General features: G+C 56.9%; 20 protein-coding genes and 1 pseudogene. 6 read left to right on the top strand and 15 right to left on the bottom strand.

All coding sequences use genetic code 11. The annotated features are described in order from the left end of the window. Positions 1 to 4: 4 nt before the first annotated feature. From LCH85_23445 to LCH85_23455, 3 genes are read right to left on the bottom strand one after another with little or no spacing between them, the layout of a single operon-like run. Entirely contained in the window at positions 5 to 559 is a 555-nt protein-coding gene (locus tag LCH85_23445) for a nitroreductase (GenBank protein ID MCA0354962.1), read from the bottom strand. A 48-nt stretch (positions 560 to 607) separates the two neighbouring features. Then, positions 608 to 1,108 carry a DinB family protein gene (locus LCH85_23450; GenBank protein ID MCA0354963.1) on the bottom strand — a complete coding sequence of 167 codons (501 nt, stop codon included), beginning with the start codon at positions 1,106 to 1,108 and terminating at the stop codon, positions 608 to 610. 45 nt (positions 1,109 to 1,153) lie between these two features. Then, positions 1,154 to 1,684 carry a GNAT family N-acetyltransferase gene (locus LCH85_23455; GenBank protein ID MCA0354964.1) on the bottom strand — a complete coding sequence of 177 codons (531 nt, stop codon included), beginning with the start codon at positions 1,682 to 1,684 and terminating at the stop codon, positions 1,154 to 1,156. A gap of 192 nt (positions 1,685 to 1,876) precedes the next feature. Between LCH85_23455 and LCH85_23460 the strand changes: the two genes are divergently transcribed. The 3 genes from LCH85_23460 to LCH85_23470 are packed head-to-tail and all read left to right on the top strand — an operon-like array spanning position 1,877 to position 4,203. Beyond that, positions 1,877 to 2,434, top strand: coding sequence for a hypothetical protein (locus tag LCH85_23460; GenBank protein ID MCA0354965.1), 558 nt, complete (start codon positions 1,877 to 1,879; stop codon positions 2,432 to 2,434). A 43-nt stretch (positions 2,435 to 2,477) separates the two neighbouring features. After that, entirely contained in the window at positions 2,478 to 4,043 is a 1,566-nt protein-coding gene (locus tag LCH85_23465; protein ID MCA0354966.1) for a methylmalonyl-CoA mutase family protein, read from the top strand. Beyond that, positions 4,030 to 4,203, top strand: coding sequence for a hypothetical protein (locus tag LCH85_23470; protein ID MCA0354967.1), 174 nt, complete (start codon positions 4,030 to 4,032; stop codon positions 4,201 to 4,203). Before LCH85_23465 ends, LCH85_23470 begins: the two co-directional genes overlap by 14 nt. On the opposite strand, the gene LCH85_23475 is transcribed toward LCH85_23470, so the two are convergent. Further along, a complete protein-coding gene (locus LCH85_23475; GenBank protein ID MCA0354968.1) occupies positions 4,200 to 6,794 on the bottom strand; it encodes an ATP-dependent DNA helicase in 2,595 nt (864 codons plus the stop codon). The genes LCH85_23470 and LCH85_23475 overlap by 4 nt on opposite strands. Before the next feature lie 814 nt (positions 6,795 to 7,608). Here LCH85_23475 and LCH85_23480 point away from each other — a divergent pair. The 3 genes from LCH85_23480 to LCH85_23490 are packed head-to-tail and all read left to right on the top strand — an operon-like array spanning position 7,609 to position 9,748. Beyond that, positions 7,609 to 8,382: a rhodanese-related sulfurtransferase gene (locus LCH85_23480; protein MCA0354969.1), complete on the top strand. Its 774-nt coding sequence runs from the start codon at positions 7,609 to 7,611 to the stop codon at positions 8,380 to 8,382. Continuing rightward, on the top strand, positions 8,379 to 9,035 hold the full coding sequence (locus LCH85_23485; protein MCA0354970.1) for an NAD(P)H-binding protein: 657 nt from the start codon (positions 8,379 to 8,381) through the stop codon (positions 9,033 to 9,035). The genes LCH85_23480 and LCH85_23485 overlap by 4 nt, the downstream gene beginning before the upstream one ends. An 11-nt stretch (positions 9,036 to 9,046) precedes the next feature. Next, positions 9,047 to 9,748, top strand: coding sequence for a hypothetical protein (locus LCH85_23490; protein ID MCA0354971.1), 702 nt, complete (start codon positions 9,047 to 9,049; stop codon positions 9,746 to 9,748). Here LCH85_23490 and LCH85_23495 read toward each other — a convergent pair. The 11 genes and pseudogenes from LCH85_23495 to LCH85_23545 all read right to left on the bottom strand — a co-directional run bounded on the left by LCH85_23495 (position 9,720) and on the right by LCH85_23545 (position 24,432). Next, positions 9,720 to 10,448 carry a PIG-L family deacetylase gene (locus LCH85_23495; GenBank protein MCA0354972.1) on the bottom strand — a complete coding sequence of 243 codons (729 nt, stop codon included), beginning with the start codon at positions 10,446 to 10,448 and terminating at the stop codon, positions 9,720 to 9,722. The genes LCH85_23490 and LCH85_23495 overlap by 29 nt on opposite strands. Before the next feature lie 96 nt (positions 10,449 to 10,544). Then, positions 10,545 to 11,438, bottom strand: a complete 894-nt coding sequence (gene rsmI / locus LCH85_23500; GenBank protein ID MCA0354973.1) for a 16S rRNA (cytidine(1402)-2'-O)-methyltransferase — start codon at positions 11,436 to 11,438, stop codon at positions 10,545 to 10,547. A 15-nt stretch (positions 11,439 to 11,453) separates the two neighbouring features. Continuing rightward, positions 11,454 to 11,873 carry a hypothetical protein gene (locus tag LCH85_23505; GenBank protein ID MCA0354974.1) on the bottom strand — a complete coding sequence of 140 codons (420 nt, stop codon included), beginning with the start codon at positions 11,871 to 11,873 and terminating at the stop codon, positions 11,454 to 11,456. 199 nt (positions 11,874 to 12,072) lie between these two features. Then, positions 12,073 to 13,155 carry a YihY/virulence factor BrkB family protein gene (locus tag LCH85_23510; GenBank protein MCA0354975.1) on the bottom strand — a complete coding sequence of 361 codons (1,083 nt, stop codon included), beginning with the start codon at positions 13,153 to 13,155 and terminating at the stop codon, positions 12,073 to 12,075. A gap of 100 nt (positions 13,156 to 13,255) precedes the next feature. After that, positions 13,256 to 13,543, bottom strand: coding sequence for a hypothetical protein (locus tag LCH85_23515; protein ID MCA0354976.1), 288 nt, complete (start codon positions 13,541 to 13,543; stop codon positions 13,256 to 13,258). 55 nt (positions 13,544 to 13,598) lie between these two features. Further along, a pseudogene (locus LCH85_23520) lies at positions 13,599 to 13,721 on the bottom strand (transposase family protein). Between the two features lie 860 nt (positions 13,722 to 14,581). Next, positions 14,582 to 15,457, bottom strand: a complete 876-nt coding sequence (gene aroF / locus LCH85_23525; protein MCA0354977.1) for a 3-deoxy-7-phosphoheptulonate synthase — start codon at positions 15,455 to 15,457, stop codon at positions 14,582 to 14,584. An 81-nt stretch (positions 15,458 to 15,538) separates the two neighbouring features. Beyond that, positions 15,539 to 16,408: an ABC transporter permease gene (locus LCH85_23530; GenBank protein ID MCA0354978.1), complete on the bottom strand. Its 870-nt coding sequence runs from the start codon at positions 16,406 to 16,408 to the stop codon at positions 15,539 to 15,541. A 12-nt stretch (positions 16,409 to 16,420) separates the two neighbouring features. Further along, the gene (locus LCH85_23535; GenBank protein MCA0354979.1) at positions 16,421 to 17,383 is read right to left on the bottom strand and encodes an ABC transporter ATP-binding protein; all 963 of its coding nucleotides are present in this window, start codon (positions 17,381 to 17,383) and stop codon (positions 16,421 to 16,423) included. 41 nt (positions 17,384 to 17,424) lie between these two features. Further along, entirely contained in the window at positions 17,425 to 18,189 is a 765-nt protein-coding gene (locus tag LCH85_23540) for an alpha/beta fold hydrolase (protein MCA0354980.1), read from the bottom strand. Positions 18,190 to 18,312: 123 nt separating this feature from the next. Next, positions 18,313 to 24,432 (bottom strand): amino acid adenylation domain-containing protein, encoded by a 6,120-nt coding sequence (locus LCH85_23545; GenBank protein ID MCA0354981.1) that lies wholly within the window; start codon positions 24,430 to 24,432, stop codon positions 18,313 to 18,315. Between the last annotated feature and the right edge of the window lie 6 nt (positions 24,433 to 24,438).

The following is a 24,438-nucleotide window of genomic DNA, read 5'->3' on the forward strand; positions in this document are numbered from 1 at the left end:
TCCTTTATTTTTTCCAGGTCGTTTTGCTTTGCCAGTCGCTACGAGCCAAAGGCTTGGGAGTAACCGCAGGCTTGCCAACATACAAAAATCCCAACAGTTTGGTTGGAGCTTCAAAACCCACAGTTTTGGCAACAATCTCGTGCGTGCCAATCGGGCCACTCGACCATTTAGCAGCTAAACCAAGATGCGCCGCCATGAGGTGGGCATTTTGTACAGCCATGGCGACGGCAGCCAATTCTTCCCATTCGGGATTTTTGGGCTGTGGCTGCATGCCCAGGGCAATCCAAACCGGGGCCATCCAGACTTTATCGCGCTGTTTGGCCTCTTGAAATGGATCGCCTTGAGCGGCTGCAACCAGCGCCGCGCCTAATTCGGCACGAGCTTCGCCGCTATAAACCACAAAGCGCCAAGGCTCAGTCACACCATGGCTGGGAGCCAAGGTTGCTGCCTGTAGAATTAATTCAATTGCCGAGCGCTCGATTGGCTCAGGCGAAACTTCTTTCAAGCCATATGATCGGCGTTGGGCTAAAAAGGCCAAAACTTCGTTGCTGGTTGCCATTACCAAACCTCACGAACTAAAATCAGTTACTGTAAAGAGTAGCATGAATCAGCGATCATGCGATTTCCAGCCAAAGGCTTGGGCTTCCCAACTCAGCAAATCACCCTCAATATGCTCCTGACAACCAAGTTGCTCGAGCATCAACATAATTTGGGCACGATGATGCATGCTATGGGTAATTAAATGGCCGATCGTGCCGCCATAAGTTTTTTGAACTGGCGGATCATCCAATACATCAGCATACACAGCATCCCAGCGTTGCTCACGGCTGATCGTGCGGGCAATTGCGGCAAAATCGCGGCCTGCATTACTCAAGCGTTGCAGTAAGCCCTCAATTGAGGTATCGGTTAGATCGCGCACAGGCCGTTCGGCCATGAGATCGCACCAACTCTCCATGTTTTCGATGATATGCTCAAAACACTCGCGTAAACTCCGCTGATCGATTGCAAATTGCTGATCAAGTTGGGCTGGGCTGAGGCTTTGCGCTTGCAGTAATAATTGGCGGGTCGTCCACACATCATGGCCAAGCAAACGATCTAACAAATCCATCGCGCATCCTTATTAACTAAAATTATCCGAATCAAAAGTATCCAGCTACCAAACTTCACCCTCGCGCCATTCGGCTGAGATCGGTGCATCCAGATCGAGCAGACCGGTTTTGGGCAAACGTAAAATCATCACTTCCTCACCTGGAGTTGGCTCAATCCCTTGCTCGGTGCGAATCGACAACGGCCCGCGCCAGAGTTCCCAACCAAGTCGCTGATAAAACGCCGCATCCGATGGGCTAAGCGCGGCTAGCTCAAAATCGTTGATCGCCTTGGCTAAATGACGCAAGACGTGGCTGGCATAGCCCTTTTTCTGATGATCGGGATGGGTGGCGACGGCTTCGATATAGGCAGTACGGCGGGGAGCTTCGTCGCCAATTTGCAACCAGCGCTCAACCCACATCGCATGGCTAACTAGCGCTGAGTCAAGCCAACCCAAGACATGAACTGGATTTTCATAAATCAGCGATGAAGAAAAATCTTCTTCATAGGCCAAACTACACAGTTCTAAAATCGCCTGTGCTTCATCAGTGGTTAAATCGGCACTTTTGCAAATTTGCAGGGTTAATTCGCCAGCCATTGCAGCATCCTTCCAAATCAAAAAAGCCTAGGCAAGCCTAGCATAGCCTGAGCAAATTGGCGTGCAACTCAAGGCCGATTGGGGTGGTGCAAATCGCCTGCTGCTGGCGCGAAAGCATTACCGCCTAAGCTAGCGTTGTGTAGTATACTAAGCCACAACGCTATTCTATTCTTCTCTAGCTGGTGTGCTGCTATGACGAACGCTGCGTACACACGCCTAAAACCGCAGATCATCACCGGTCGCCGGATTCTGCTGACGGCTTTTGTTACCCCGAATGACGATTATTTCGAGCCGCCTGACGGATGGATCGACCCGATTGAAGTTGCGCTCTATGGCAATAGTTTTGGCTGTAATTTGGCAACGCCCAATGGCAACAAGCGCTATATCGATTCCTACAACCGCGATGAGGTTTTGTGGACGACCAATAGTTTGATGCAGAATTGCCAGTTGCGGCCAGATTGGGGCTACTCCAATAATTCAACCCTTGATCTTAGCCGCTTGGCTCGGTTTGTTGGGCGGTTTACCAAGGCATGTGTGGCAATCTATCGCCATAATCATCCACCAGTTACGGTTGGGATGGCAATTATTCCTGCTCAAGGGCTACAATTGCTCGATAGTCAGACCAATTCGCCATTTGGGCCGTTGGTAACCCAAGCGCGGGTGGTGGCGCAAACGGCGCTTGAGGCAGGAGCCGACGAGCGTTTGCTGCAAACGATTCGCGATGGTTTATTATCTATTGCAGGCAGCTAAAATGGTAGCTCAGTTAGCGCTCGCAGACACACCGAGGTGATTGATGGGCAGTCAAATTACAACTGATGCTGGCATTCCGGTTGAGCCAATTTATCGTGATAACGACCGCCAGCCCGAACCTGATGCTGGCCAGTTTCCCTATACCCGCGGCATTTACCCCACGATGTATCGAGGCCGTTTGTGGACGATGCGTCAATATGCTGGCTTTGCTTCGGCCCACGAAACCAACGAACGCTTCCGCTATTTGCTCGACCAAGGCCAAATGGGGCTTTCCGTCGCCTTTGATCTACCAACCCAGCTTGGGCTCGACTCGGATGATCCACGGGCTGAGGGCGAGGTTGGCAAGGTCGGGGTGGCAATTGATTCAATCGACGATATGGCAACCTTATTCGCTGGCATTCCGCTAGATAAAGTTAGCACCTCGATGACGATTAATGCGCCCGCCAGTGTGCTGTTGTTGTTGTATGAGTTGGTTGGCGCTCAACAAGGCGCGGCCTCGAAAACGCTCACGGGCACAATTCAAAATGATATTCTCAAGGAATACGCTGCGCGTGGAACCTATATCTTTCCGCCACGGCCTTCGATGCGGCTGATTACCGATACCTTTGCCTATTGCGCCGAGCGGATTCCCCGCTGGAACACGATTAGCATCAGCGGCTATCATATTCGCGAGGCAGGCGCAACGGCGGTGCAAGAATTGGCCTTTACCTTGGCCAACGGCATTGCCTACGTTCAGGGCGCGATTGATGCTGGCTTGCATGTCGATGAATTTGGCCCACGTTTATCGTTCTTCTTCAATGCCCACAACAATTTCTTTGAAGAAATCGCCAAATTTCGTGCTGCTCGCCGCATGTGGGCCACAATTATGCGTGAGCGTTTTGGTGCAACCGATGAACGGGCCTTGACCTTGCGCTTCCACACTCAAACTGGCGGCTCGACCTTAACCTCACAGCAACCACTCAACAACGTGGTGCGGGTAACTTTGCAAGCCTTGGCGGCGGTGATGGGCGGCACGCAATCGCTGCACACCAACGGCTTTGATGAAGCGCTTTCGTTGCCCACCACCGAAGCTGCAACCCTCGCCTTGCGCACCCAACAAGTCATCGCCTATGAAAGTGGTGTGACAGCTAGCGCCGATCCCTTGGGTGGTTCGTATTTGGTCGAAAGCATGACCGACGAGATTGAGCAACGCGCCTTGGAATTAATTCGGCATATCGACGATTTGGGCGGCGCAGTGCGGGCTGTCGAAGATGGTTTCGTGCAAGCGCAAATTATGGATACCGCCTACGAGTATCAAAATCGGGTCGAAAGTGGAGAGCAACTGGTGATCGGGGTCAACAAATTTGTAACCGATGATGCGCCAGTGCCAATCTTCAAGCCCAACGAAGCGGTAGCCGCCGAACAATGTGCCAAATTGACCAAACTGCGGGCCGAGCGCGATCAAGCGGCGGTTGATGCGGCTTTGGCCGATTTGCAACGCGCCGCCGAGGGCAGTGCCAATGTGCTCTATCCAATGCGCGAAGCCTTGAGCCAACGGGCAACTGTTGGCGAGGTTTGTGGCGTATTGCGCCGAATTTGGGGAGAATATCGACCTGATGTGGCGATCTAAGGGTGTTGTTTTAGCAAGTGTGGTGGTGATCGTGCTGATCATCACCACACTTGCCCCAAATCTATTTGAGCAGATTGATGGCAACGTTGGCAGTTATCTGATGGTTGGCGTTGCGTTGGCGGCGGTTGCTGCTTGGTGGTGGCGACGCAAACAAGCCTAGTTTGCTGGCTTGCCAGTTGTAATCAAACTCAGCAAATCTTCGCCCCACTGGGCTAATTTTTGGCTCCCAATGCCTTTAATCGTGCTTAATTCTTGGGTATTGGTTGGCTGGTAGGCCGCCAAATCAAATAACACGCTATCGGGAATAATCATATAGTGCGGTAGATTGAGCTTACGGGCCTGCTCGGAGCGCCAGCTTTTGAGCAACAGCAACAATTCGCCATCAGCCTGAATCTGCTCATCTTTGGCCGAATCACGTTTGCCCTGAATGTTGAGCACTGGCAAAGTCTGAGGATCATTCAAAACCGCGCGGCCTGCACTATTCAAGGCCAACAACGGATATAAGCCCTGCTGCTGGCGATCCAACAATTGAGCCTCAACCAACGCCTCAACTACAACCTCAATTTGCTCCATCGTGGCATGGGCTAAAACGCCATGATCCGGCGAACGCTTGGCATCGCTGACCCCTTTGAGCAAGCGCACCAAGCCAGTTCGACCCAAGGGATAGGGCAAACGAGTTAGCGTTGCCAATACTTGCAAGGCAATGTCACGTTGTTGATTGCCAGTGCGTTTGGGAGCCGCCACGACTGCCACCAAGGTAGCTCCTTGATAGGCCAACGTTCCAGCATCAACCAACACATCAATCTCGGCACGAATCGAGTCAAACGAGCGTTCGGAGAGTGCTCCAAACAACGGATGCGAACTATAGCCTCGTGAGCCAGCCAAAATATGCGCCAAATCGCGGCTAGTTAATTGTTGGGGATGTTCGCGCACCGCCTCAACCATAATCCGTTGATGGTCGCTGATCGCCCCGCCATTGCCCCAATTGGAGCCAACCAGCGGCATGGTTTGGGGCTGCAAAACATTTGGTGGTCGGCTGATGGTGATGCGGCCTGATTGGCAAATATCACAGGCATTACCACAAGCAGGCAGGCGTTGGCCAAACTGCGCTGCCAAAATTCGATGGCGGCAATGGCTGGCCTCAACATATTGAGTTAATGAATCGAGTTGGCGTTCTTGGGTGCTGCGCCACTGCTTCAACACCTGATACATTCGTTCGCGGGTATCTTTGGGCGATGGCAAAACTTCGAGCAAAACTTCCCGCGCCACGCCTTCGTAGCCCAGCAAGCCTTGTTCTTGCCAAGCGAGCAAGGTTGGCTCAAGCTGGCTAGGAGCAATCCGCAAGGCAGCGGCTAAATCGAGGCTATTCACATCTTGCCACCAACGCCCCAAGCTAAACCACTCACAAAGTTGGTTAATTTCGGGCGTGGCAGGGGCTTCACCACGGCGCAATTTGCAAACTCGCGGTAAATCGAAATGGCGACGCACCAGCCCAACATGCTCCAAAATCCCCAAGCCAACCCGCAAACGAGTTTCATCAAAGCCCGAAAGCTCCATCAACTGGGCTTGATTGATCATGCCTTGGCCTTTGCCGATTTGCCCCAAAACAGCCTTATAGAGTTCGCGTAATTCTTCGACTCCAAAATGGCTACTTTCAAGCCATTCCTTGAGTTGGCGTTTATCGAAAAAGTTATAGAGCATAATGCAACGCGAGATTTGGCCATCGCGGCCTGCTCGCCCAGCTTCTTGGGCATAATCTTCTAGCGATTTGGGCAAATTGGCGTGAATCACCGCCCGCACATCACGTTTGTCAACGCCCATGCCAAAAGCGATGGTGGCAACAATTACGCGAGTTTCGCCACGCATAAAGCGATCTTGGATGGCATCGCGGTCGGGGCAGCCAGCGTGATAGGCTTCGGCCACAACACCAGTTTTGCGCAAGTGTTCAGCCAATTCTTCACAACTATTGCGCGAACGGGCATAGACAATAATTGCGCCATCAATTTGGCTGCACAAACTAAGAATCGCTGCTTGTTTTTTCTCTTTATTCGAGGCTTTGATCAATTCGAAGTGTAAATTTGGCCGAAAAACGTTGGTTCGCACGGTTTCTAAATCGCCAAGTTGCTCGCAGATCGCTTTTTCGGTGGCTGGGCTGGCGGTTGCCGTCAAGCCCAACACCAGCGGATTGCCAAGCTCGCGCAGTGCTTCGCGAATAAACAGATAATCGGGGCGAAACGAGAAACCCCACAACGACACACAATGTGCTTCATCGACGACAAATAACGAAATGCCAACTTGCTGCAATGCATAAAGAAATTGGCGTTGGCGCAACCGTTCGGGCGCAACATAGACTAATTTATAGCGACCCTCGCTCAAACCGCGCAACCGCGTGCGCACCTCATCGAAGGGAATTGCACTGTTGATAAAGGTCGCTTGTTCGCGTACCGCCTCAGGCAAGCCATCAAGTTGATCTTTCATCAAGGCAATCAGCGGCGAGATCACGATTGTGGCGTGGGGCAGCAGCAGTGCTGGCAATTGATAACACAACGATTTGCCAGCGCCTGTCGGCATCAAAGCCAGGGTTGATCGGCCAGCCATCACCCGTTCGATCACTTGTTGCTGACCACTACGAAAGCCAGGCAAGCCAAAATGCTCACGTAAGGCTTCGGTCAACTCATTGGCTAAGGCCGTCGTCTGGGCTTCAGCTTCATCGAAGGTAAACAGCGGCGTTTCAGGATCAACCAATGTCATATGCGCCTCAAAAGTAGCAAATCCGTTTCTAAGCATATCACATGATTGAATCGTGGTGGACAACCCAAGAGTACAAACCAACACTAGTGATAAACGACGGGCTTTCTAGGGCGACCGAGCGAGAGCGACGGTTGTCGGAATGGGATTGATTCAGTGCGCCAGGGCTGGTATACTCGGCCTATGACCTCGGTTGGTGCATGGAGAGGGTTAAGCACCAAACATATTTATTCCTCTTAGAATTCAACAGATCGTTATAGCCAAATCGTGCTGAAAATCAGCATGCTCCAGAACCAATCGATCTGCCTAGAATCACAGATTGCCGACTAATAGCAACGGAGCCGCTGTCTATGAGTGTGCCAATCGTTCAAATTCAGTACCAACAGCTCGAACACCTTGCTCAACGCTTCGCCAAGCAACAAACCCAGGTTCAGGCAATTCTACAAAGCTGAAGACAATGCAGAAGATCAAAAGCAGGCAGCCAACCAAGCTCTAGCTACCAGTCTAGGCTACAATCCAAATCAAATTTGGCGTGAAGGCGATCCAATCGATGCGGGGAGCATTGTCTTTTTTGTCAGCGGTGGCAGCCCACTCAGCCACGTTGCGATGGCGACTGGCCGTGAGATCAATGGGTCACCCGAGTTAATCAGTTTGTGGAATCAACCAAACAGTATCGAGAGTGTGCAATTTACGTCTATCGCTGCATTGAACAGCTCCGATTACACCATCAGCATTGCGCCAAACCCTTGGCTGAACGATTAAGACTCAGCGTGGTACAATATTCAGCAGATTATTTTTAGCTGAAACGACGATCATGATGGATATTTTAGTCATCGCTTTTTATAAATTTGTCGATCTGCCCGATTTTGCCGCCAAGCGCGAGCCATTGCGCGATTTTTGCAACCAACGCGGGATCAAAGGCACGATTTTGTTGGCACACGAGGGAATTAATTCAACCGTTGCTGGCTCCGAGCCAGCCATGCGCGAATTGTTGGAGTTTCTGCGCAGCGATTCACGCCTCGCCGATTTGGTTTGGAAGGAATCGTGGACCAACGAAATTCCCTTTCAGCGCATGAAAGTGCGTTTGAAAAAGGAAATTGTGACCCTCGGTATGCCCGAAATCAACCCTAACGATGGTGTTGGCACCTATGTTGATGCCGAGCAGTGGAATGCCTTGATCAACGATCCTGAAGTTGTGGTGATTGATACCCGCAACGATTATGAAGTTGAAGTTGGCACATTTCCCCAGGCACTCAATCCCAAAACCGATTCGTTCCGCGAATTTCCGGCGTTTGTTGAGCAAAACCTTGATCCTCAGCAACATCCCAAGGTGGCGATGTTTTGCACTGGCGGCATTCGCTGTGAAAAAGCCACGGCCTATATGCTGCGCAAGGGTTTTCAAGCAGTCTATCATCTTGAAGGCGGCATTTTGAAATACCTTGAAACGGTCGAGCCAAGCGCCAACCAATGGCAAGGCGAGTGCTATGTGTTTGATCAACGGGTTGCGGTCGATGAGCAACTCAAGCCAGGCCACTACGATTTGGATCAGCCAACGGGCTTGCCCCGTAAGCGCGAGGAAGCAAGTTTATGACCGTGATCGCTTTAGCCGGAGCCACGGGCTACACTGGCCAACGGATTATCAGTCAAGCCGCCAACAATTCTGAATGGCAAGTACGGGCTTTGGTGCGCCAAAGTGCCACCAGCAAAACTCATTTTCCCCTTGGCCAAGCCTTTGCGATCTGCGATTTTGCCGATCAAGCGAGTGTTGAGGCAGCGCTTGAGGGCTGCGAGGCGGTATTTCAAACGATTGGCACAACCCAAGCTCAATTTAATACCGATGTCAGCTACGAAACTGTCGATTATGGCACAACCATCGCTTTGATCAAAGCAGCCCAAGCGCAAGGAGTCAAGCGTTTTGTGCTGCTTAGCTCGGCGGGCGCGGGCTTGCCGCTCGGCTCATACTTACGTTGGAAGGCCAAAACCGAAAAAGCTGTGCGCGAAAGCGGACTCGATTGGACAATTCTGCGGCCTGCGGCGATTGTCGGGCCAAGCCGCCGCGCAATCCAACTAGCAAGCATGCCGTTTGCGCTGCTCAGCAAATTGCCTTTGATTGGGCGCTTAGGCGCAATTATGCGGCCAGTTGATGTCAACGATTTGGCGTTGAGCTTTTTCAAGTGCCTCGCAGACGAAACTACGATTGGCAAAACGCTTGAAGGTCGCTCATTCTGGCGCTTGATTCGCTAACGAGGTGCTAAATGCAACATCTACCAACTGAAGCTTTAATTGCCCGATTGCGAGCCTTACACCTTGGCTCGGCAGTTGAGCCTGCGCTCCAACTAGCGGTCGATCGCAATGCTGGGCGCATGCGGCCACTCAGCGATCAGCCCTATTTGTATCATTTGGTAGAAGTTGCAGTGCAAATTGTCGAGGTGTTTGGCATTCGCGATGAAATTGCCACGGTGATTGCGCTATGGCACGATTTGCTTGAGGATGATCAAATTAGCCGCGACGAATTGCTGCATTACATCAACACCCGCCCTGCTTTGGTGCGGCTTGGCGATTTGTTGCCCTTGCTCGATGGCTTGAATCGGCATAACAAAACCACCGAACAATATTATTCAACGATTGCGATCTTGCCACCGCAAGCATTTTGGGTCAAAACCAGCGATTTGTTGAGCAACACCAAGCCCATGCCCTTGCTCGATTGGCAGCGACTCAAGCCGCGTTGGATCGCCAAATACAGTGTTGAACTAGCGCGTGAGGTGCTTGATGTTGGCCGTTTCGAACAAAAACGGGCTTATCCCACGATTCGCAATGCCCTGCTTGATGTGCAACAACGGCTGATTAGCGGCCTGCAAAACGACGAGGATCGTTGGCACGAAATTGCGGCCTACGATCCTCGCTTTATCAGTTCGGCCCAGCGCCTACTTAATCTCGAACTAGGGTCACGAGCTTAAACGATTCAGCCAATTCGCACTCAACTCCAGCTTCACGCGCCGATTTGGCGGTAGCAACCGCCCAGTCGCGCATCATTGGCTCTGGCTCCCAATCGCCCAATTGGCATTTGTGTTCGCGCAAAGCCTTGAGTTTGAGCTGAAAATCCTCTTCGGTCAAGCCAACCCACGTATCAACCCGCTCGCCACCCATCAAATAAACTTGTCGCACATTGTGGGGTTCTAGCCCTTCCTCTAACAGATCAGGGAAGATCAAACGGGTTGAAGCTGCTGGCATAATTGCCCCAAAAGTGGCATTGCCTGCCGCCACATGGTCGGGATGGTTCAAATAATCATCACTGTAGCGAAATGATGGATCTTGGCAAACCACAATATCCGGTTTGTAGCGCCGAATCACCCGCGTAATGGCTTTGCGCAATTCAAGGGTTGGCTCCAACGCCGCATCATCGAAACTCAAAAATGTGACATCAGCACCAACATGGGCCGCCGCCGCCCGTTGCTCAGCTTGGCGAATCTCGGCTAAGCGTTCGGGAGTCATGTTGGGGTCGCTTGAGCCATGATTGCCATCGGTACAAAGGCAAAAATGGATGTGATGGCCTTCGCGATACCAGCGCGACAACGTGCCGCTACAGACAAATTCAGCATCATCAGGGTGGGCTACAACGACTAAAATCCGTTTGGGCGTAAATGCTTGCTCGCTCATGGATGACCTTTCATCACACACTGCTCATGGCAGTCCAAATTAGTTCCAAGCTTAATCATACGCCTTAAATGAGCTAGCAAGCGTGCGACTTTGGGCTTATTCTGGCAAGTTGCTCCATTCGCTATAGACTTGATGGCGATCAAGCTCATAGTGTTTGGCCAGATGTTTGGCAGCTTTGGTTCCCGTCCAGCCTTCAGCCCGCAAGCGTTGCAACTCACTCCGAATCAAATCCCAATCGACTGCGACTGGAGCCTCATCGGTTGTAACTGCAACCCCCAATTCATTGGTTGCAGTGCTGATTGGTTTGCGTTTGGCAGGCCGCGTGGCTCCGCCGATCATCAGCACAAACTCGCCGCGTGGCTCAGTGGCATTGAAATGGGCCAGTAATTCGCTGAGCGTGCCACGGACAAATTGCTCGTGAAGTTTGGTTAATTCACGCGCTACGGCGGCAGGACGATCGCCTAAAACGCTAAGAGCATCAGCCAAACTTTCGCAAATCCGATGCGGCGCTTCATACAACACCAAGGTTGCCGGAATATCAACAACCTCGCTGAACAACGCACAACGCTCTTTGGAACGGCGCGGCGGAAAGCCCAAATAATAAAAGCGATCGGTTGGCAGGCCCGAAGCACTCAAGCCAGTAATTACCGCGCTTGGCCCAGGAATTGGCACAACTGCAAATCCAGCCTCGATTACTGCGCCAACCAGCTCGTAGCCAGGGTCGGAGATCGCTGGCGTGCCAGCATCGCTAACTAACGCCACAGCATCGCCGTTGGCCAAAGCCAGCAAAATTGTATCCAAACGGGCTAGTTTGTTATGCTCGTGGTAGGCGATCAATCGCGTTTCAATCTGATAGCGCTGCAATAATTTGCGGGTGTGGCGAGTGTCTTCAGCGGCAATTAAGCCAACCTCTTGCAAAATTCGCAAGCCACGTGGGCTAATATCTTCAAGGTTACCAATTGGTGTGGCAACCACATACAGTACAGCCATAACCTTCCTTCGTCGCTAGTTTCCTTGCTCAATCTGATCCAACAGGCTATTCCACAATTGCATGCGTTCGATGCTACCGCCGATATCGGGGTGATGCAAACGCGCCATGGCCTTGCGAATCACTCGCGCTTCATCGGGGCTAAGTTTGGGCAATTGTTTCGTTTCAACGCGAATTTGTTCGCTATCGTAGCGCCCAGTGTACCAACGTAAACGTTCGCACTCAACGGTTAATTCATTATTCTCACGAATCATATCGAGCATATTTTTAACAGTTTTATTATAGGCGCTCGACGTTTCGTTAAGTTGTTGCTGAACCTTCTCAAGCCGACGGCGCAACTCGCGATTAGCCAACTTGGCTTCATGCAATTCACGCTCCATACGCTGACGATCACGTTCGACTTGATATGCTTCTTCTGACTGCCGCAGGTCGGTCATAGCATACACTCCTCTTTGATGGCTTGAACGGCTATCGTAGGCCAGCCAGGTAGGTTTGTCTACTGATCGAATTGCCGATTGACTCGGGGTTGTCGCGCATGGTATCATGAAATCAGATAAGCCCCCCAACATTCCCACATCACCCTAAAATAAACAAGCGGAGCCAACGCCCCGCTGTTTTGTGCTAATCTCGCTCATATTACGATGGCGATTTATCGTTGAGTAAACTCTTAAATGCCCCCGCTACCACTGCCAGCAGAAAGCCTAAAACTGCTGCCACATAGCGTTGTTTTTCCAATGATTTAAAGCGTTCAGTGACAATAATTTGTGGTTTACTAGTGGCCAGTTTTGGTCGAGGCGTGCGCTGATCACGCGGCGAATCGGGATTGCTCAGGCCTTGTTCAGCGCGGGCAGCGGCAGTCACGGCTACAGCATCATCATCAGGCTGCACATGCGAACCATACATATTGGCATAGACTTGGGTCAGTTCGGCTCCAAAAAAGAGAATTTGGCTCGAATAATAAACCCATAACAGTACAATAATCAATGAGCCAGCCGCGCCAAACGTCGAGGCGGTGCTGCTGGTGCTCAGATATTGGCCAATCGCAAATTTACCGATGGTGAAGAGCAATGCTGTGAGTGCTGCGCCAATCCAAACATCGCGCCAAGCCATCTTAACATCAGGCAAAAATTTGAATAACAGGCCAAACACAACTGTGATAATGCCGAATGAAACGATTAAATTGATGATCTGAAAGACAATACCAATCTCTGCGCCAAACAGCCAATTTTTGCCCGCCTCAAGCAACGTGCTGATAATCAGCGAAACTAAGAGCAAAAAGCCCACGCCCAGCACCATCGTAAACGAGAAAAAACGCTCCTGCACGATGCCCCAAATCCCACGACCAGGCTTTGGCTGCACCCCCCAAATCGTGTTCATGGCATCTTTAAGCTGGCCAAAAACGCCGGAAGCACCAAAGAGCAAGGTTGCCAAACCAACTAATGTGCCAATAATGCCTGAGCGCTGGTTACTTGATTGCTGAATAATTTCGTTGATCGCTTGGGCTGCATCATCATTAATTAACGTAGCTAACTGGCGCGTAACCTCACCACGCGCTGCCTCTTGATCAAACACCAAGCCCGCAATGCTAATTGCAATAATCAACAGTGGCGCAAGCGAAAATACCGTGTAGTAGGCCAAGGCTGCTCCAAGCCGTGGTACTTTGTCATCGCCCCACTCTTTAAATGTTTGTTTAAATAAATTAATAATACTTGGCTGCATAGCTGCCCCCTGCTGATGGATTGGTTAATTCGTGCTAAACCAAGCAATTGCAACTCGTATACCACCAATAGGAGCGAGGGGTCAGAATTGGAGCCACGTGTCAATCGCCGTAGCGTCTGCGATAGGCCCGATCGTCAATACCACCATAGGTCACAGCCTCGGCGACCGCAGGTTCGAAGGCGCGAATCAGGCACAAGAGCGTGTCAGAGCTGGTGGCAATGCCTAGGTGATTGAGCGTCCGCACGCCAGCTTCACCACCGAGTGCTAAGGCGACCCGTTGTTGCGTCCGCGCCAGGCGGGTGGTTCGGTGAACGGTTGATGCAGGGCCTCGCCCAAGTGTTGGGCGCCCGTTGTTGCGTCCGCGCCAGACGGGTGGTTCGGTGGACATGGGGTAGTGCCAGTGTCGGCAGCGGTTCAACAAAGGTTTGGCGCAGACACCGCCGATTCGGACAGCGAAACCGCTGGAGATGGAGCTCCAACTGGACAGGCATTGTCATCCAAGGAAGATCGATTACCCGCCGACAATACCGGCCGTGCCGCCGTGAGGCCGTGGTTGCGCGGGTCAGGCAAACGACGGCGGTCTGGGTGGAATGCGCGACGAGCTATACGTGACAGTGCTGGATGGTGGGGGTTTCAAGCCGAAAACAGGGCAATTTAACAAGGGTTTAAAGGCACATGGGTATCCTGGAGTGGAGATTAGCATCCTTATCACTTTAGCACAGGTGAGCATCACAGATATTGCGGGAGACCCAGTATAGGGCGGAAAGTGACACGAACTGGTGTTAAAGGTGATTCGGGGCGGCAGACGCGCCGCACGCACGGTCCCGCCGCCATTTCATGCGGCCCAGGTGAAGGCTGGCATTCCGTATCAGGCAAAGGATACAATGGCGACCAACCCGCACGCCCTGCTGGCGTAAGCTCGCCTAACTCCGACGGCTGCTATAGCGGAAGCCGCTTGTTGCTGTTGCGCCCGCGTCAGCGAGCCAGTCACCGCCGGACAGTTCCGGCGCGGAATCGGTGATCGCGTGCATGCGGGCCTGAGTCTGGCCGAACTCAAAGCCCCTGCGCCATCCCGCGAGGGCCTGGCGCAGGCAGGCCTGGCTGAGCGAGTTGCTCGCCAGTCAGTTCAGGAGCATGACCGACCGCCGCCGACTGACCGACTGACCCCGCACCGGCGGCACCGACAGGCCAGTTTCCCCTGCCAGCCGCAAAGCAGCGCATTCCCGTTGGCACCGCTCGTCTTCATCCTGGTGAAACCCCGCAAGGCCCGCCAGCTCTGGCTGGTGCCGATTCCAGACGGCCGTGTCCGAGCCGCCCGATATACGTTACGTGTAGGACGGTCCTGGGCGTGTCAATACCCAGGGCCGCTAGAATCGTCAGCGGGTTAAGCGCCGCGTCGCCGTCCAGGCTGGCCGCACTGGCAAGATCAGGCGGGGACATCCGCCGCCTCGGCGTAGGCGGGCGTGATCGCTGGCAGGTGCAGGCTGCGCCCCACGGCAGAGGCCACCGCATCCGCCCGCAGCATAATGTCGGCGAATTCGGCGAAATCCACGGTCTGCTGGGCGTCCGAAACCGAGCGCTCGGGGTGCGGGTGAACCTCCAGGATCAGCCCGTCGGCCCCGGCGGCGAGGCTGGCCATGGCAAGCGGGCCGACCAGGCTGCTGCGCCCCACGCCATGACTGGGGTCGGCGATGACCGGGAGATGGCTCAGTTCCTTGACGAAGGCCAGGGCGCCGAGGTCGAGCGTGTTGCGCAGGCTGGGTTCGAAGGTGCGGATGCCCCGCTCGCACAGGACGACATTGGGATTGCCGCAGTTCAAGATATATTCTGCCGCCAGCAGCCACTCCTGGATCGTCCCCGACAGGCCGCGTTTCAGCAACACCGGCTTCTGGATGCGGCCTACGGCCTCCAACAGATGGAAATTCTGCATATTCCGCGCGCCGATCTGAAGCATATCGGCGTACTCGGCGACCAATCCCACATCGGCCGGTGTCATCACTTCGGTGACCACCGGCAGGTCGGTTGCTGCGCGGGCTTTGGCCAGTAGTTGCAGCCCTTCCTCGCCCAGGCCGCGGAACGCATACGGCGATGTGCGTGGCTTGTAGGCGCCGCCGCGCAGCATATGCGCCCCTGCAGCGCGCACCGCCTGCGCCGTCGCCAGAATTTGCTCCTCGTTTTCCACGCTGCAAGGGCCGGCAATAACGACAATCTCCTCCGCGCCGATGCGAACGCCGCCAACATCTACCGTCGTGCGTTGCCGTTCGGGCGTCCGCGCGGCGAGCTTACAATCCAGAGTGATCAATGATGCGCTCCTTCGATTGACTAGCCAGACATCCGGTCGGGACAAGGCGCCGCGAACGACGACTCGTCCCGGAACCAGCACCTAGATGAAATGTAAGCCAAGCTTCTTGGAACGCCGCTCGGCCCTGACCAGCAGAATTCGCGAGATCACCATGAAAACCACGGCGTACGCGCCCAGGATGCACCACTCAATCCACGGAGGCAGGATCGTCTGCCACTTGTTTTGCAGGCTGTAGTAGCGGATCAGGTCATAGCCCCAGGTGTAAGGCAGCGCGTAGGCCAGATACTGGAGCGGCAGCGGATAGGCGGAAAGCGGGAAGTAGGTTCCCGACACGAATTCAAACAGGATGGCCAGGATTTGCACAAACGCGCCGACCTGGCGCCAGATCAGCGCGAGCATGGCGATCATGATGCCGATCGAGATCAGCACGCCCATCACCGCTAGGCAGACGAGCAACACCATAAGCATGTTGAAGGCGGTCGCCTCGGCGATGAAAAACAGGACGATGTACAGTGGCAGAAACACAATCTGGTTCACGATCGCGCTGGACAGCACGTTGCCCAGGAAATAGGCATAGCGCGACGACGGATTGCTGTACAGGTACTCCAGGGTGCCGTTGTGCAAGTCGTTGCTGACGGCGTTCATGGGCGCCGTGAAAGAGGTATTGCTGTAGACGAACAGCAGCAACCCGCCGAACATAAAAACGATCAGGCTGCGGCCGGTTAGCACCGAGCCGGCGACAGTGTAGGTCGTGATGCTGGCGAGCAAATAGAAGAAGCCGATGCGAATTGTCAGTTCGAAAAGCCGGCCCACGAGGTTGGGCAGATAGCGAAACTGGATGAGCAGATCCTTGACCGTGGTGGCGGCGAAGACCTTCCACGACGATATTGGTTTCGATTTGCTGGATTTCACATAGTGAGTATCACGCGTGACTTGAGTTTCCGAGATCATACTTCCCCCTGTTTAAGCTTCAAACCCATCGGACAGCAAGCCCATCCGATACACAAAGGCGTCTTCGAGCGAGACGTTGCGGTAGCGGAACTGGCTCTGGATCTGTTCTTCGCGCAAGATATGGATGATCCCTTCCATGGCATCGACCATATTGTTGATGCCAAACGACACCCATTCGCTATCCTGATCGTCGCTGTTGAGGACTGGCGGCAGACGGAGGATTTTGTCGACGACACCCGTCGGGATCGAGTGTTTTTGCAATTCGATGAAGCCGTCGACGCCGACCCCCTGCTTGAGCTCCTGCGCTGTGCCGACCGACGCGATCACGCCGTCGTGGATGAGCGCGACCCGGCTCGATAGCTCGTCGACTTCGGACAAAATGTGCGAAGTCAGCAGCAAGGTTTTGTGCTCTTCCTTGACATACTTCTTGAGAAAGCTGCGGATATTCTTGGCGATCAGCGGGTCGAGGCCTTTGGTCGGCTCATCGAGGTAAATCACGGCCGGATCGTGTAGGAGCGCCCGCATAATCACCACGGTTTGTTTTTGGCCGCCAGACAGGTAGCCGAAGTACTTTTTCAGGTTGGACTTGAAATCGAAGTATTCGACCAGTTTCTCGATCTGGGCGTTGACCTGTCGCTTGTCAAGCCCGCGCAGAGCACCGAAGAATTGCAGGTTCTCGACTACGGTCAGGCGCGAGTAGGCCGAGCGCTCGGTATCTTGGCCGACGTAGCCGAAGACATGGCGGATTTCGTTTTCGTCGTCGTCCAAGTCGTGGCCAAGGATATGCACCTTGCCCGAGTCCTTGGTCAGCAAGGTGGCGAGGATTTTGATCAGGGTGGTTTTACCCGAGCCGTTCGGGCCGAGCAGTGCCAAGATCTCATCCTGGTAGAGATCCAGCGACAGCCCTTTCAAAACGGCGCTGTCTTTGCCATACGATTTACGCAAGTCTTTGACCGATATGGAGATCGTCATCATTCTTCCTTCCAGGTGTTATGTCAAAACGGGGCCGGCATGCGCTAGCCATGGACTGTCTGAAGCTCGCCGTTGATTAGCGAAACAATCGCCTGCTGGGCGCTGCTAACAAAGAAATGGTCGCCGGGGAACATCTTGAGCGCGAAGCGCCCGCCCGCCTGGGCCGACCATTCCTTCAGCTCGGCCTCGCTGACCTTGGGGTCCTCGGTGCCGCCAAACACCGTCAGTGGCACATCAAGCGGCGGCTCTGGCCGGTAGGCGTAGGTTTCATTGAGGGCGAAATCAGCTCGCAGGATCGGCATGAGCATCTCCAGCAGTTCCTCGTTCTCGAACACCATCGTCGGGGTGCCGTTGAGCTGGCGCAGTTTGGCCAGGAACTGGGCTTCTGGCAACTGGTAGATCGGCGGCTCCGGATCGATCGCCTGCGGAGCAATGCGGGCCGACACAAACACATGGGCCAGCCGAGCCTCGGGATGGTTGCGCAGGGCGCGCGCCAGTTCGAAGGCCAGGATGGCACCCAGACTATGGCCGAACAAAGCGAAGGGTTTATCAAAATACGCCGGCAGCATCTGTTTCAAGGTATCGACGATCGGATCAACGCGGGTCAGCGGGGCCTCGCGAAGCCGGTTCTCGCGGCCGGGCAGCTGGACGGCGCACAGCTCGATGCTTGGCGCCAGGTGTTGCATCCATGGGCGGAAGGTCGACGCTCCGCCGCCGGCGTAGGAGAAGCAAAACAGGCGTATTTTGGCCTGAGGATTGGGTCGGGGAAAGGTCAGCCATTTGGTGGTGGTTTGGTCGATAGTTGTCATAGGGTGCTTTTGATTCCTTCGCGAGGATTCCTCGCTATACAAGAGAGACTCCGTAGTGTGCCAAGATAGTCCGGCTCCCACGCCGCCCTTGGGCGCGGGAGCCGAACGGCGGTGCGTACCCGCCTAGCGTGTGTCATAACGGCCGATCACCGCGCGAATCTGCTCCGCGATCCCGTCGATTACGGGAGCCTGAAGCAGCGAATAATGGGTGCCGGGAACGACGTGGCAGACCAGATCAGGCGCCAGCCGCCGCCACTCATCGGCATGGTCGGCTAGGCCGTCGCGGCCGCGATCATCGGCCTGGAAAAGCAACGCCGGCTGCTGGTAGACGCGGCCGTCGTAGGCGTCGTTAGCCTCCATGTTGGATGTGAAGACTGTGAACAGCCGGGTGATCCGCTCCAGATCGGCGTCTGGCGGCAGGGCGCCCAGGCTTTGCAGATAGCCCAGTAGGTGTTCGAGCTGCGCATCCGGCGCCAGCTCACCCAAAACCCTGTGCAGGCTGGCGGCGGCGTCCCGGCTGATCAGACCGGTATCTTCGGCGAACAGCAGCAGCCACAGCGCCGGGTCATAGCCCATACGAGACCGATCGGCGGCGGGGGGCTGGCTGTCGATCAGGGTCAGCAGCGCCACATCCTGCCCCTGCTGGGTCAGTTGTTGGGCCATCTCCAGCGCGACGACGCCTCCGAAAGACCAGCCGCCCAGCAGGTAAGGGCCGTCCGGCTGAACGGAGCGGATTTCCTCAATATAGTGGGCGGACATCACCTCGATCTGCCGCTGAGGTGCCCGCCCCGCGTGCAACCCTATCGCCTCCAGGCCATAAACTGGCTGGTCGCCGCCAAGCGCGCGCGCCAGCTGGAGGTAGCAGACCACGTTGCCCCCGATCGGGTGCACTAGGAACAACGGCCGCTGCGAGCCGCCCGGCTGGATGGGGATCAGGGTCGAGCCGGAGCCAGCCTTCTGCTGCCGCAGGATGACGGCAAGCTGCTCGATGGTGCCGCCCTGAAACAACGCGGAAAGCGGCAGGGACTGGTTAAATGCCTTCTCGATACGATCCATTAGGCGCACCGCCGCCAACGAATGACCACCGAGGTCAAAGAAATTTTGATTGACGCCGATCGGCCTGACCTCCAGGATCGACTCCCAGACCTGGGTGAGGCGCAACTCCAGGGCATCGCGCGCCAGCAGCACCGCCTCGCTAGCCAGAGTCCGCGCAGGGGCCGGCAGAGCTCCCCGGTCGACTTTCCCATTCGATGTCAGCGGCAGTTCGTCGATCAGCATGATATGGCTCGGCACCATATAGGCGGGCAACAGCTCCTGAAGGGACTGCTTCAGGGTTGGGATCTGCGGCTGGTTGTTCGGCGCTGCCGCAACCACATAGGCGGCTAGCTGAATATCGCCGGATTCTTGGCGCCGCGCCGCCGCCACCGCCTCGCGCACGCCGGCTTGCCGGAGCAGCGCCGCCTCAATCTCCTCCAGCTCGATGCGGAAACCGCGCACCTTGACCTGATGGTCCACGCGGCCCAGGCACTCCAGCGTTCCGTCGGCCAGGATGCGGCCGAGATCGCCGGTTTTATACAGCCGGGCGCCGGGTTGGCCGCCAAACGGATCGGGGACGAAGCGCTCGGCCGTCAGGTCGGGGCGCCTGTGATATCCGCGCCCTACGCCGGCCCCGCCGATGTAGAGTTCGCCCACGACGCCGATTGGCACAAGTTGCAGCCTCGGATCAAGCACGTACATCTGAGTATTCGCGATCGGCCGCCCGATCGGGAGCACGCCGACAGCCGGCGTATCGGGCGTCACAGTGTAGACGCAGCAGCCGACCACGGTTTCGGTAGGTCCGTACTCATTGATCAGCGCTGTCTGCGGCGCATGGTCGCGCCAGAAGGCCACCATATCCGCACGAAGATTTTCGCCGCCAATTACAAAGGCGCGGGTGCGGCCGGCTGCCTGGTGCGCCGGCATCTGGTGGTTGAGAATCTCCAGATGGGCCGGAGTGATCTTGACCAAGCTATAGGTCTCGGCGACGCTCAGGTTCGCCCCCAGGCCCTCCGCGCCGGCGTCTTCAGGAAGCAGATGCACCGCCCGCCCGGCCAGCAGCGGGCCGAATAAGCCGGTGATGGTCAGATCGAAGGAAACTGAGGAATACACCGGCGCGCCGTCGCCTGCGGCCATGGCGTAGGCATCGACGGCCCAGGTCAGGTAGTTCGCCAAGCCGCTGTGCTGGATCATTGTCCCCTTGGGGCGGCCGGTCGAGCCGGAAGTGTAAATCATGTAGGCCAGATGGGCGGGCGTGACCGCGCTCGTCGGCGGGCAGTCCTGGTTGCCGGCCACGAGCGACCAGTCGGTATCCAGGCAGAGCGTCGGGATGCTGTCGGCTGGCAATCCGCTAAGCAGCCGCTTCTGGGTCACTAGCGCCGCCACGCGGGCATCTTCGAGCATAAACGCGAGCCGCTCCGCCGGATAGGACGGATCGAGCGGCACATACGCGCCGCCGGCGATCACGATGCCGAGTAGTCCGACCATCAAATCCAGCGAGCGCTCGACGCAGATACCAACCAGCACATCAGGCCCGACGCCGCGTTCCTGAAGGGCGTGGGCTAGCTGGTTTGCGCGGGCTATCAACTCGCGGTAGGTCAAGGTTTGATCGCCGTAGCGTGCGGCGACGGCCGCGGGCGTTCGCTGGGCCTGGGCGGCGATCAACTCATGGACCATTGTCGGCGTGTGTGCCGGCGTTCTGGTAGCGTTCCACGTCTCGACCAGCAGCGTCCGCTCCTCGCCAGCGATAAAGGGAATACTCAGCACCGGGCGCGTCGGCTCGGCCGCCAGCGCCGCCAGCAAGGCCTGGAAATGGCCCACCATCCGCTCGATGGTAGCGGGAGCAAACAGATCGGTGCAGTATTCGAAGCTTCCTTCCAACCCCGCCGCGGTTTCCTGCAGCGCCAAGCTCAGATCAAACTTGCTCGTTTCCCCGGCCTGCTCCTCCCCCTCCGACTCCAGCCCTTGGACTGCCGCCGCTTCCTGCTGCGTGTTCTGGGCCATAAACATGACCTGGAAGATCGGTGGGTGACTAAAGTTGCGGACCGGCTGGAGTTCCTCGACTAGCTTTTCAAACGGCACATCCTGGTGGGCGTAGCCGTCCAGCGCCGTCTGACGCACGCGCGTCAACAGCGTCAGAAAGTCGGGGTTATCGCCGACACGCGTGCGCAGGGCCAGAGTGTTCACGAACATCCCGATCAGTCCTTCGCTCGCCGCATGGGTTCGCCCGGCGATCGGTGTCCCGACCACGATGTCGCCCTGCCCGCTGTACCGCGCCAACAGCACCGTGAACGCCGCCAGCAACGTCATAAACAGCGTTGCTTCGTGTACCTGCGCCAGCTCCCGCAACTGCGCCGTCAGATCCGCCCCCACAGCGAAGCTCAGCGTGCCGCCACGGAAGGACTGGTGGGCCGGCCGCGGAAAATCGCCAGGCAGTTCCAGCAGCGGCGGCGCGCCAGCTAGGTGGGTTTTCCAGTAGGCGATCTGGCGGGCCAGTTCGGCGCCGCGCAGCCAGCTGCGCTGCCACAGCGCATAATCGGCGTACTGCACCGCTAGCGGCGCCAGCACCTCCGCCAACGCGCGCGTTCCCGCCTGCCCCGCCGTGTACAGCTGCGTCAACTCATCCAGCAGCACATCCAGCGACCAGCCGTCGCTGATGCTGTGGTGCAGCGTCAAGATCAGCACGTATTCGGCATGACGCACCTGTATCAAGCCAGCCCGCAGCAGCGGACCCGCCGCCAGGTCGAAGGGTGTTTCGGTCAAGAGGCGCCGCACTTCCGCCAGACGCTCGGTCTGGCTGGCCTCGTTCAACCCGCGCAGATCGTGGTACAGCATCGGCACATGCAGCTCCGGGGCGATGACCTGATAGGGTGTGCCATCGACAGCCTGGAGCGTGGTGCGCAGGCTTTCGTGCCGCGCCACCACGGTGTTCAGGCAGCGCTCTAGCAGCGCCCAGTCCAGCGCGCCACGCACTCGCCGCACCAGTGGGATAAGGTAGGTGGACTGCCCCGGGTCGAGCTGCTCCAAGAACCACAGCCGCTCCTGGGCAAACGAGAGCGGGATGCGCTCGGGCCGCGCCTGCGCTGTCAACGGCGGTACCAGGGCCGTCAGGGTCGTTGGCTGAGTTCGTAGCGCCGCCGCCAGCTCGCCCAGAGTCGGGGACTCGAACAGTCGCCGCAAGGGCAGGTCGATCTGCAACTCCTGGCGCACCCGCGCGACAATCCTGGTGGCCAGCAGCGAGTGGCCACCGAGGGCGAAGAAGTTGCTGTGGGCGTCGAGGCCGGCGCGCGGCACCCGCAGCACCTCGGCCCAGATCGCCGCCAACGCTTCGCCATCCGCTGTCAGCGCCGCACCCGCAGCCCCCCCCCCGCCAAAGTCCGGCTCCGGTAGCGCTCGGCGATCCAGCTTGCCGCTGCTGGTACGCGGCAACCCGAGCAGCACCACCACTTGGCTCGGCACCATGTACCCCGGCAGCCGCGCCCGCAGCCCCGCCTGCACGGTCGTCGAGTCCAAGCTCTCCCCAGCCCGCGCCACCACATACCCCACCAGGGTCGGGTCACCGCGCGGGCTGGCCTTGATCACCACCGCCGCCTCCTGCACCCCCGCCTGCCCGCTCAGCGCTGCCTCCACCTCCCCTAGCTCGATCCGAAAGCCCCGCAGCTTCACCTGCTGCTCGACACGACCGCGATATTCGAGCATGCCATCAGCCCGGTACAGCGCCCGGTCGCCCGTGCGGTACATGCGCGCGCCGGGGATGCCGCTGAACGGGTCGGGCAGATACCGCTCCGCCGTCAGCGCCGGCCGCCCAAAGTAGCCGCGCGATACCCCTGCCCCTCCCAGATATAGCTCCCCCGCTATTCCGACCGGCACGACCCGGCCCTGGTCATCCAGCAGCGCTACCTGCGTCGCCTCAAGCGGCGCACCAAGCGGAGCCGACGGGTCGGACAGATCCGCGTCGCGTGCGCACCGCCAGGCTAGCGCATCCAGCGTGGTCTCGGCGGCGCCATACAGGTTATACAACTCTGCGGCGGATCGCGCAAAGAAGCGATCCTGGGTCGTCTGAGACAGCGGTTCGCCCGCAGCGAGAACCATCCGTAAGGTTGTGCATTCGGTGAAGCGCGGCGCATCCAGCAGAACATCGAGCTGCGACGGCAGCAGCCGCGCCACCGTGACATCCTGAGCGGTGACTGTTTCAATTAGGCTTAGTCCAGCCGATTCGCCGCCCGCCATATCAAGCACCACCGCCGACCCGGCGGTCAGAGGTGCCAACCACGCCCACACCGCATCACCGGTCTCAATCGCCGCGCTATGCAACACGCGATCGGTCGGATGGAGCGGATAGGCGGACTGGGCTGCAAGGAGCCGCTGGCCAAGCGCGCGGTGGCTCAGCACCACCAGCCTGCGCGTGCCAGTCGCGCCGTCAGTTTGCACCAGGCACGCCGCCGAGTCCGGATGGAGCATGTGGTCAAGCGAAACCGCAGGCAAGCTGGCAATCTCCGCCCAATCAGCACTGAGGTCCAGAACGGCCCGGCCGGCGGTCGCGGGCACTTGAGGAGCGGTGACATCCCGCAGCACGACCGCCGGAGCCAGCTCCTCGATTAGCGCGGGCAGCTGGTCTGGATTGCGGGGGTTCACCAAGGCGAAGGCACCGCCGGACTTGAGCACCGCCAGCAGGGCAACCAGCATAGCCGGCGAGCGCTCAAGGCAGATTGCCACAATAGTTTCCGGGCCAACGCCATGACGTCTGAGCGCCTGCGCCCATTGATCGGACTGGTGATCGATATCGCAGTAGAGGAGCGACGCCGCACCAGCAACAACCGCGATCGCCTCGGGAGTACGCTCGGCCTGGTCAGCGATCAGGCGATGCGGAAGCCGGGGCGCGCCGGCGGGTTCGACCGCCAGACGCAGGTTGGCGTCGATGATCCGCGCTTGCTCGGTGGCTGTTAGGAACGGCAGGTCGAGTACGGGGCGGGTAGGGGTAGCGACCAACGCCGCTAGCAAAGTCTGGAAATGTTCCGCTATCCGCGCCGCCGTCACCGAGCTAAACAAGTCGCGACTGTATTCGAGGCTCCCCGTCAGTCCTTCCCCGGTTTCCTGCAGCGCCAAGCTCAGATCAAACTTGCTCGTTTCCCCGGCCTGCTCCTCCCCCTCCGACTCCAGCCCTTGGACTGCCGCCGCTTCCTGCTGCGTGTTCTGGGCCATAAACATGACCTG

The organism is Chloroflexota bacterium (assembly GCA_020161265.1).
Taxonomy (GTDB): domain Bacteria; phylum Chloroflexota; class Chloroflexia; order Chloroflexales; family Herpetosiphonaceae; genus Herpetosiphon.

Coding starts and splice junctions, on each gene's coding strand:
- LCH85_23535 (MCA0354979.1), bottom strand. CDS start 17,383: ATGATGACGATCTCCATATCGGTCAAAGACTTGCGTAAATCGTATGGC.
- LCH85_23490 (MCA0354971.1), top strand. CDS start 9,047: ATGCAACATCTACCAACTGAAGCTTTAATTGCCCGATTGCGAGCCTTA.
- LCH85_23475 (MCA0354968.1), bottom strand. CDS start 6,794: ATGACATTGGTTGATCCTGAAACGCCGCTGTTTACCTTCGATGAAGCT.
- LCH85_23505 (MCA0354974.1), bottom strand. CDS start 11,873: ATGACCGACCTGCGGCAGTCAGAAGAAGCATATCAAGTCGAACGTGAT.
- LCH85_23480 (MCA0354969.1), top strand. CDS start 7,609: ATGGATATTTTAGTCATCGCTTTTTATAAATTTGTCGATCTGCCCGAT.
- LCH85_23540 (MCA0354980.1), bottom strand. CDS start 18,189: ATGACAACTATCGACCAAACCACCACCAAATGGCTGACCTTTCCCCGA.
- LCH85_23455 (MCA0354964.1), bottom strand. CDS start 1,684: ATGGCTGGCGAATTAACCCTGCAAATTTGCAAAAGTGCCGATTTAACC.
- LCH85_23460 (MCA0354965.1), top strand. CDS start 1,877: ATGACGAACGCTGCGTACACACGCCTAAAACCGCAGATCATCACCGGT.
- LCH85_23510 (MCA0354975.1), bottom strand. CDS start 13,155: ATGCAGCCAAGTATTATTAATTTATTTAAACAAACATTTAAAGAGTGG.
- LCH85_23445 (MCA0354962.1), bottom strand. CDS start 559: ATGGCAACCAGCAACGAAGTTTTGGCCTTTTTAGCCCAACGCCGATCA.
- LCH85_23515 (MCA0354976.1), bottom strand. CDS start 13,543: ATGTCCACCGAACCACCCGTCTGGCGCGGACGCAACAACGGGCGCCCA.
- LCH85_23495 (MCA0354972.1), bottom strand. CDS start 10,448: ATGAGCGAGCAAGCATTTACGCCCAAACGGATTTTAGTCGTTGTAGCC.
- LCH85_23470 (MCA0354967.1), top strand. CDS start 4,030: ATGTGGCGATCTAAGGGTGTTGTTTTAGCAAGTGTGGTGGTGATCGTG.
- LCH85_23465 (MCA0354966.1), top strand. CDS start 2,478: ATGGGCAGTCAAATTACAACTGATGCTGGCATTCCGGTTGAGCCAATT.
- LCH85_23545 (MCA0354981.1), bottom strand. CDS start 24,432: ATGTTTATGGCCCAGAACACGCAGCAGGAAGCGGCGGCAGTCCAAGGG.
- LCH85_23530 (MCA0354978.1), bottom strand. CDS start 16,408: ATGATCTCGGAAACTCAAGTCACGCGTGATACTCACTATGTGAAATCC.
- LCH85_23450 (MCA0354963.1), bottom strand. CDS start 1,108: ATGGATTTGTTAGATCGTTTGCTTGGCCATGATGTGTGGACGACCCGC.
- rsmI (MCA0354973.1), bottom strand. CDS start 11,438: ATGGCTGTACTGTATGTGGTTGCCACACCAATTGGTAACCTTGAAGAT.
- LCH85_23485 (MCA0354970.1), top strand. CDS start 8,379: ATGACCGTGATCGCTTTAGCCGGAGCCACGGGCTACACTGGCCAACGG.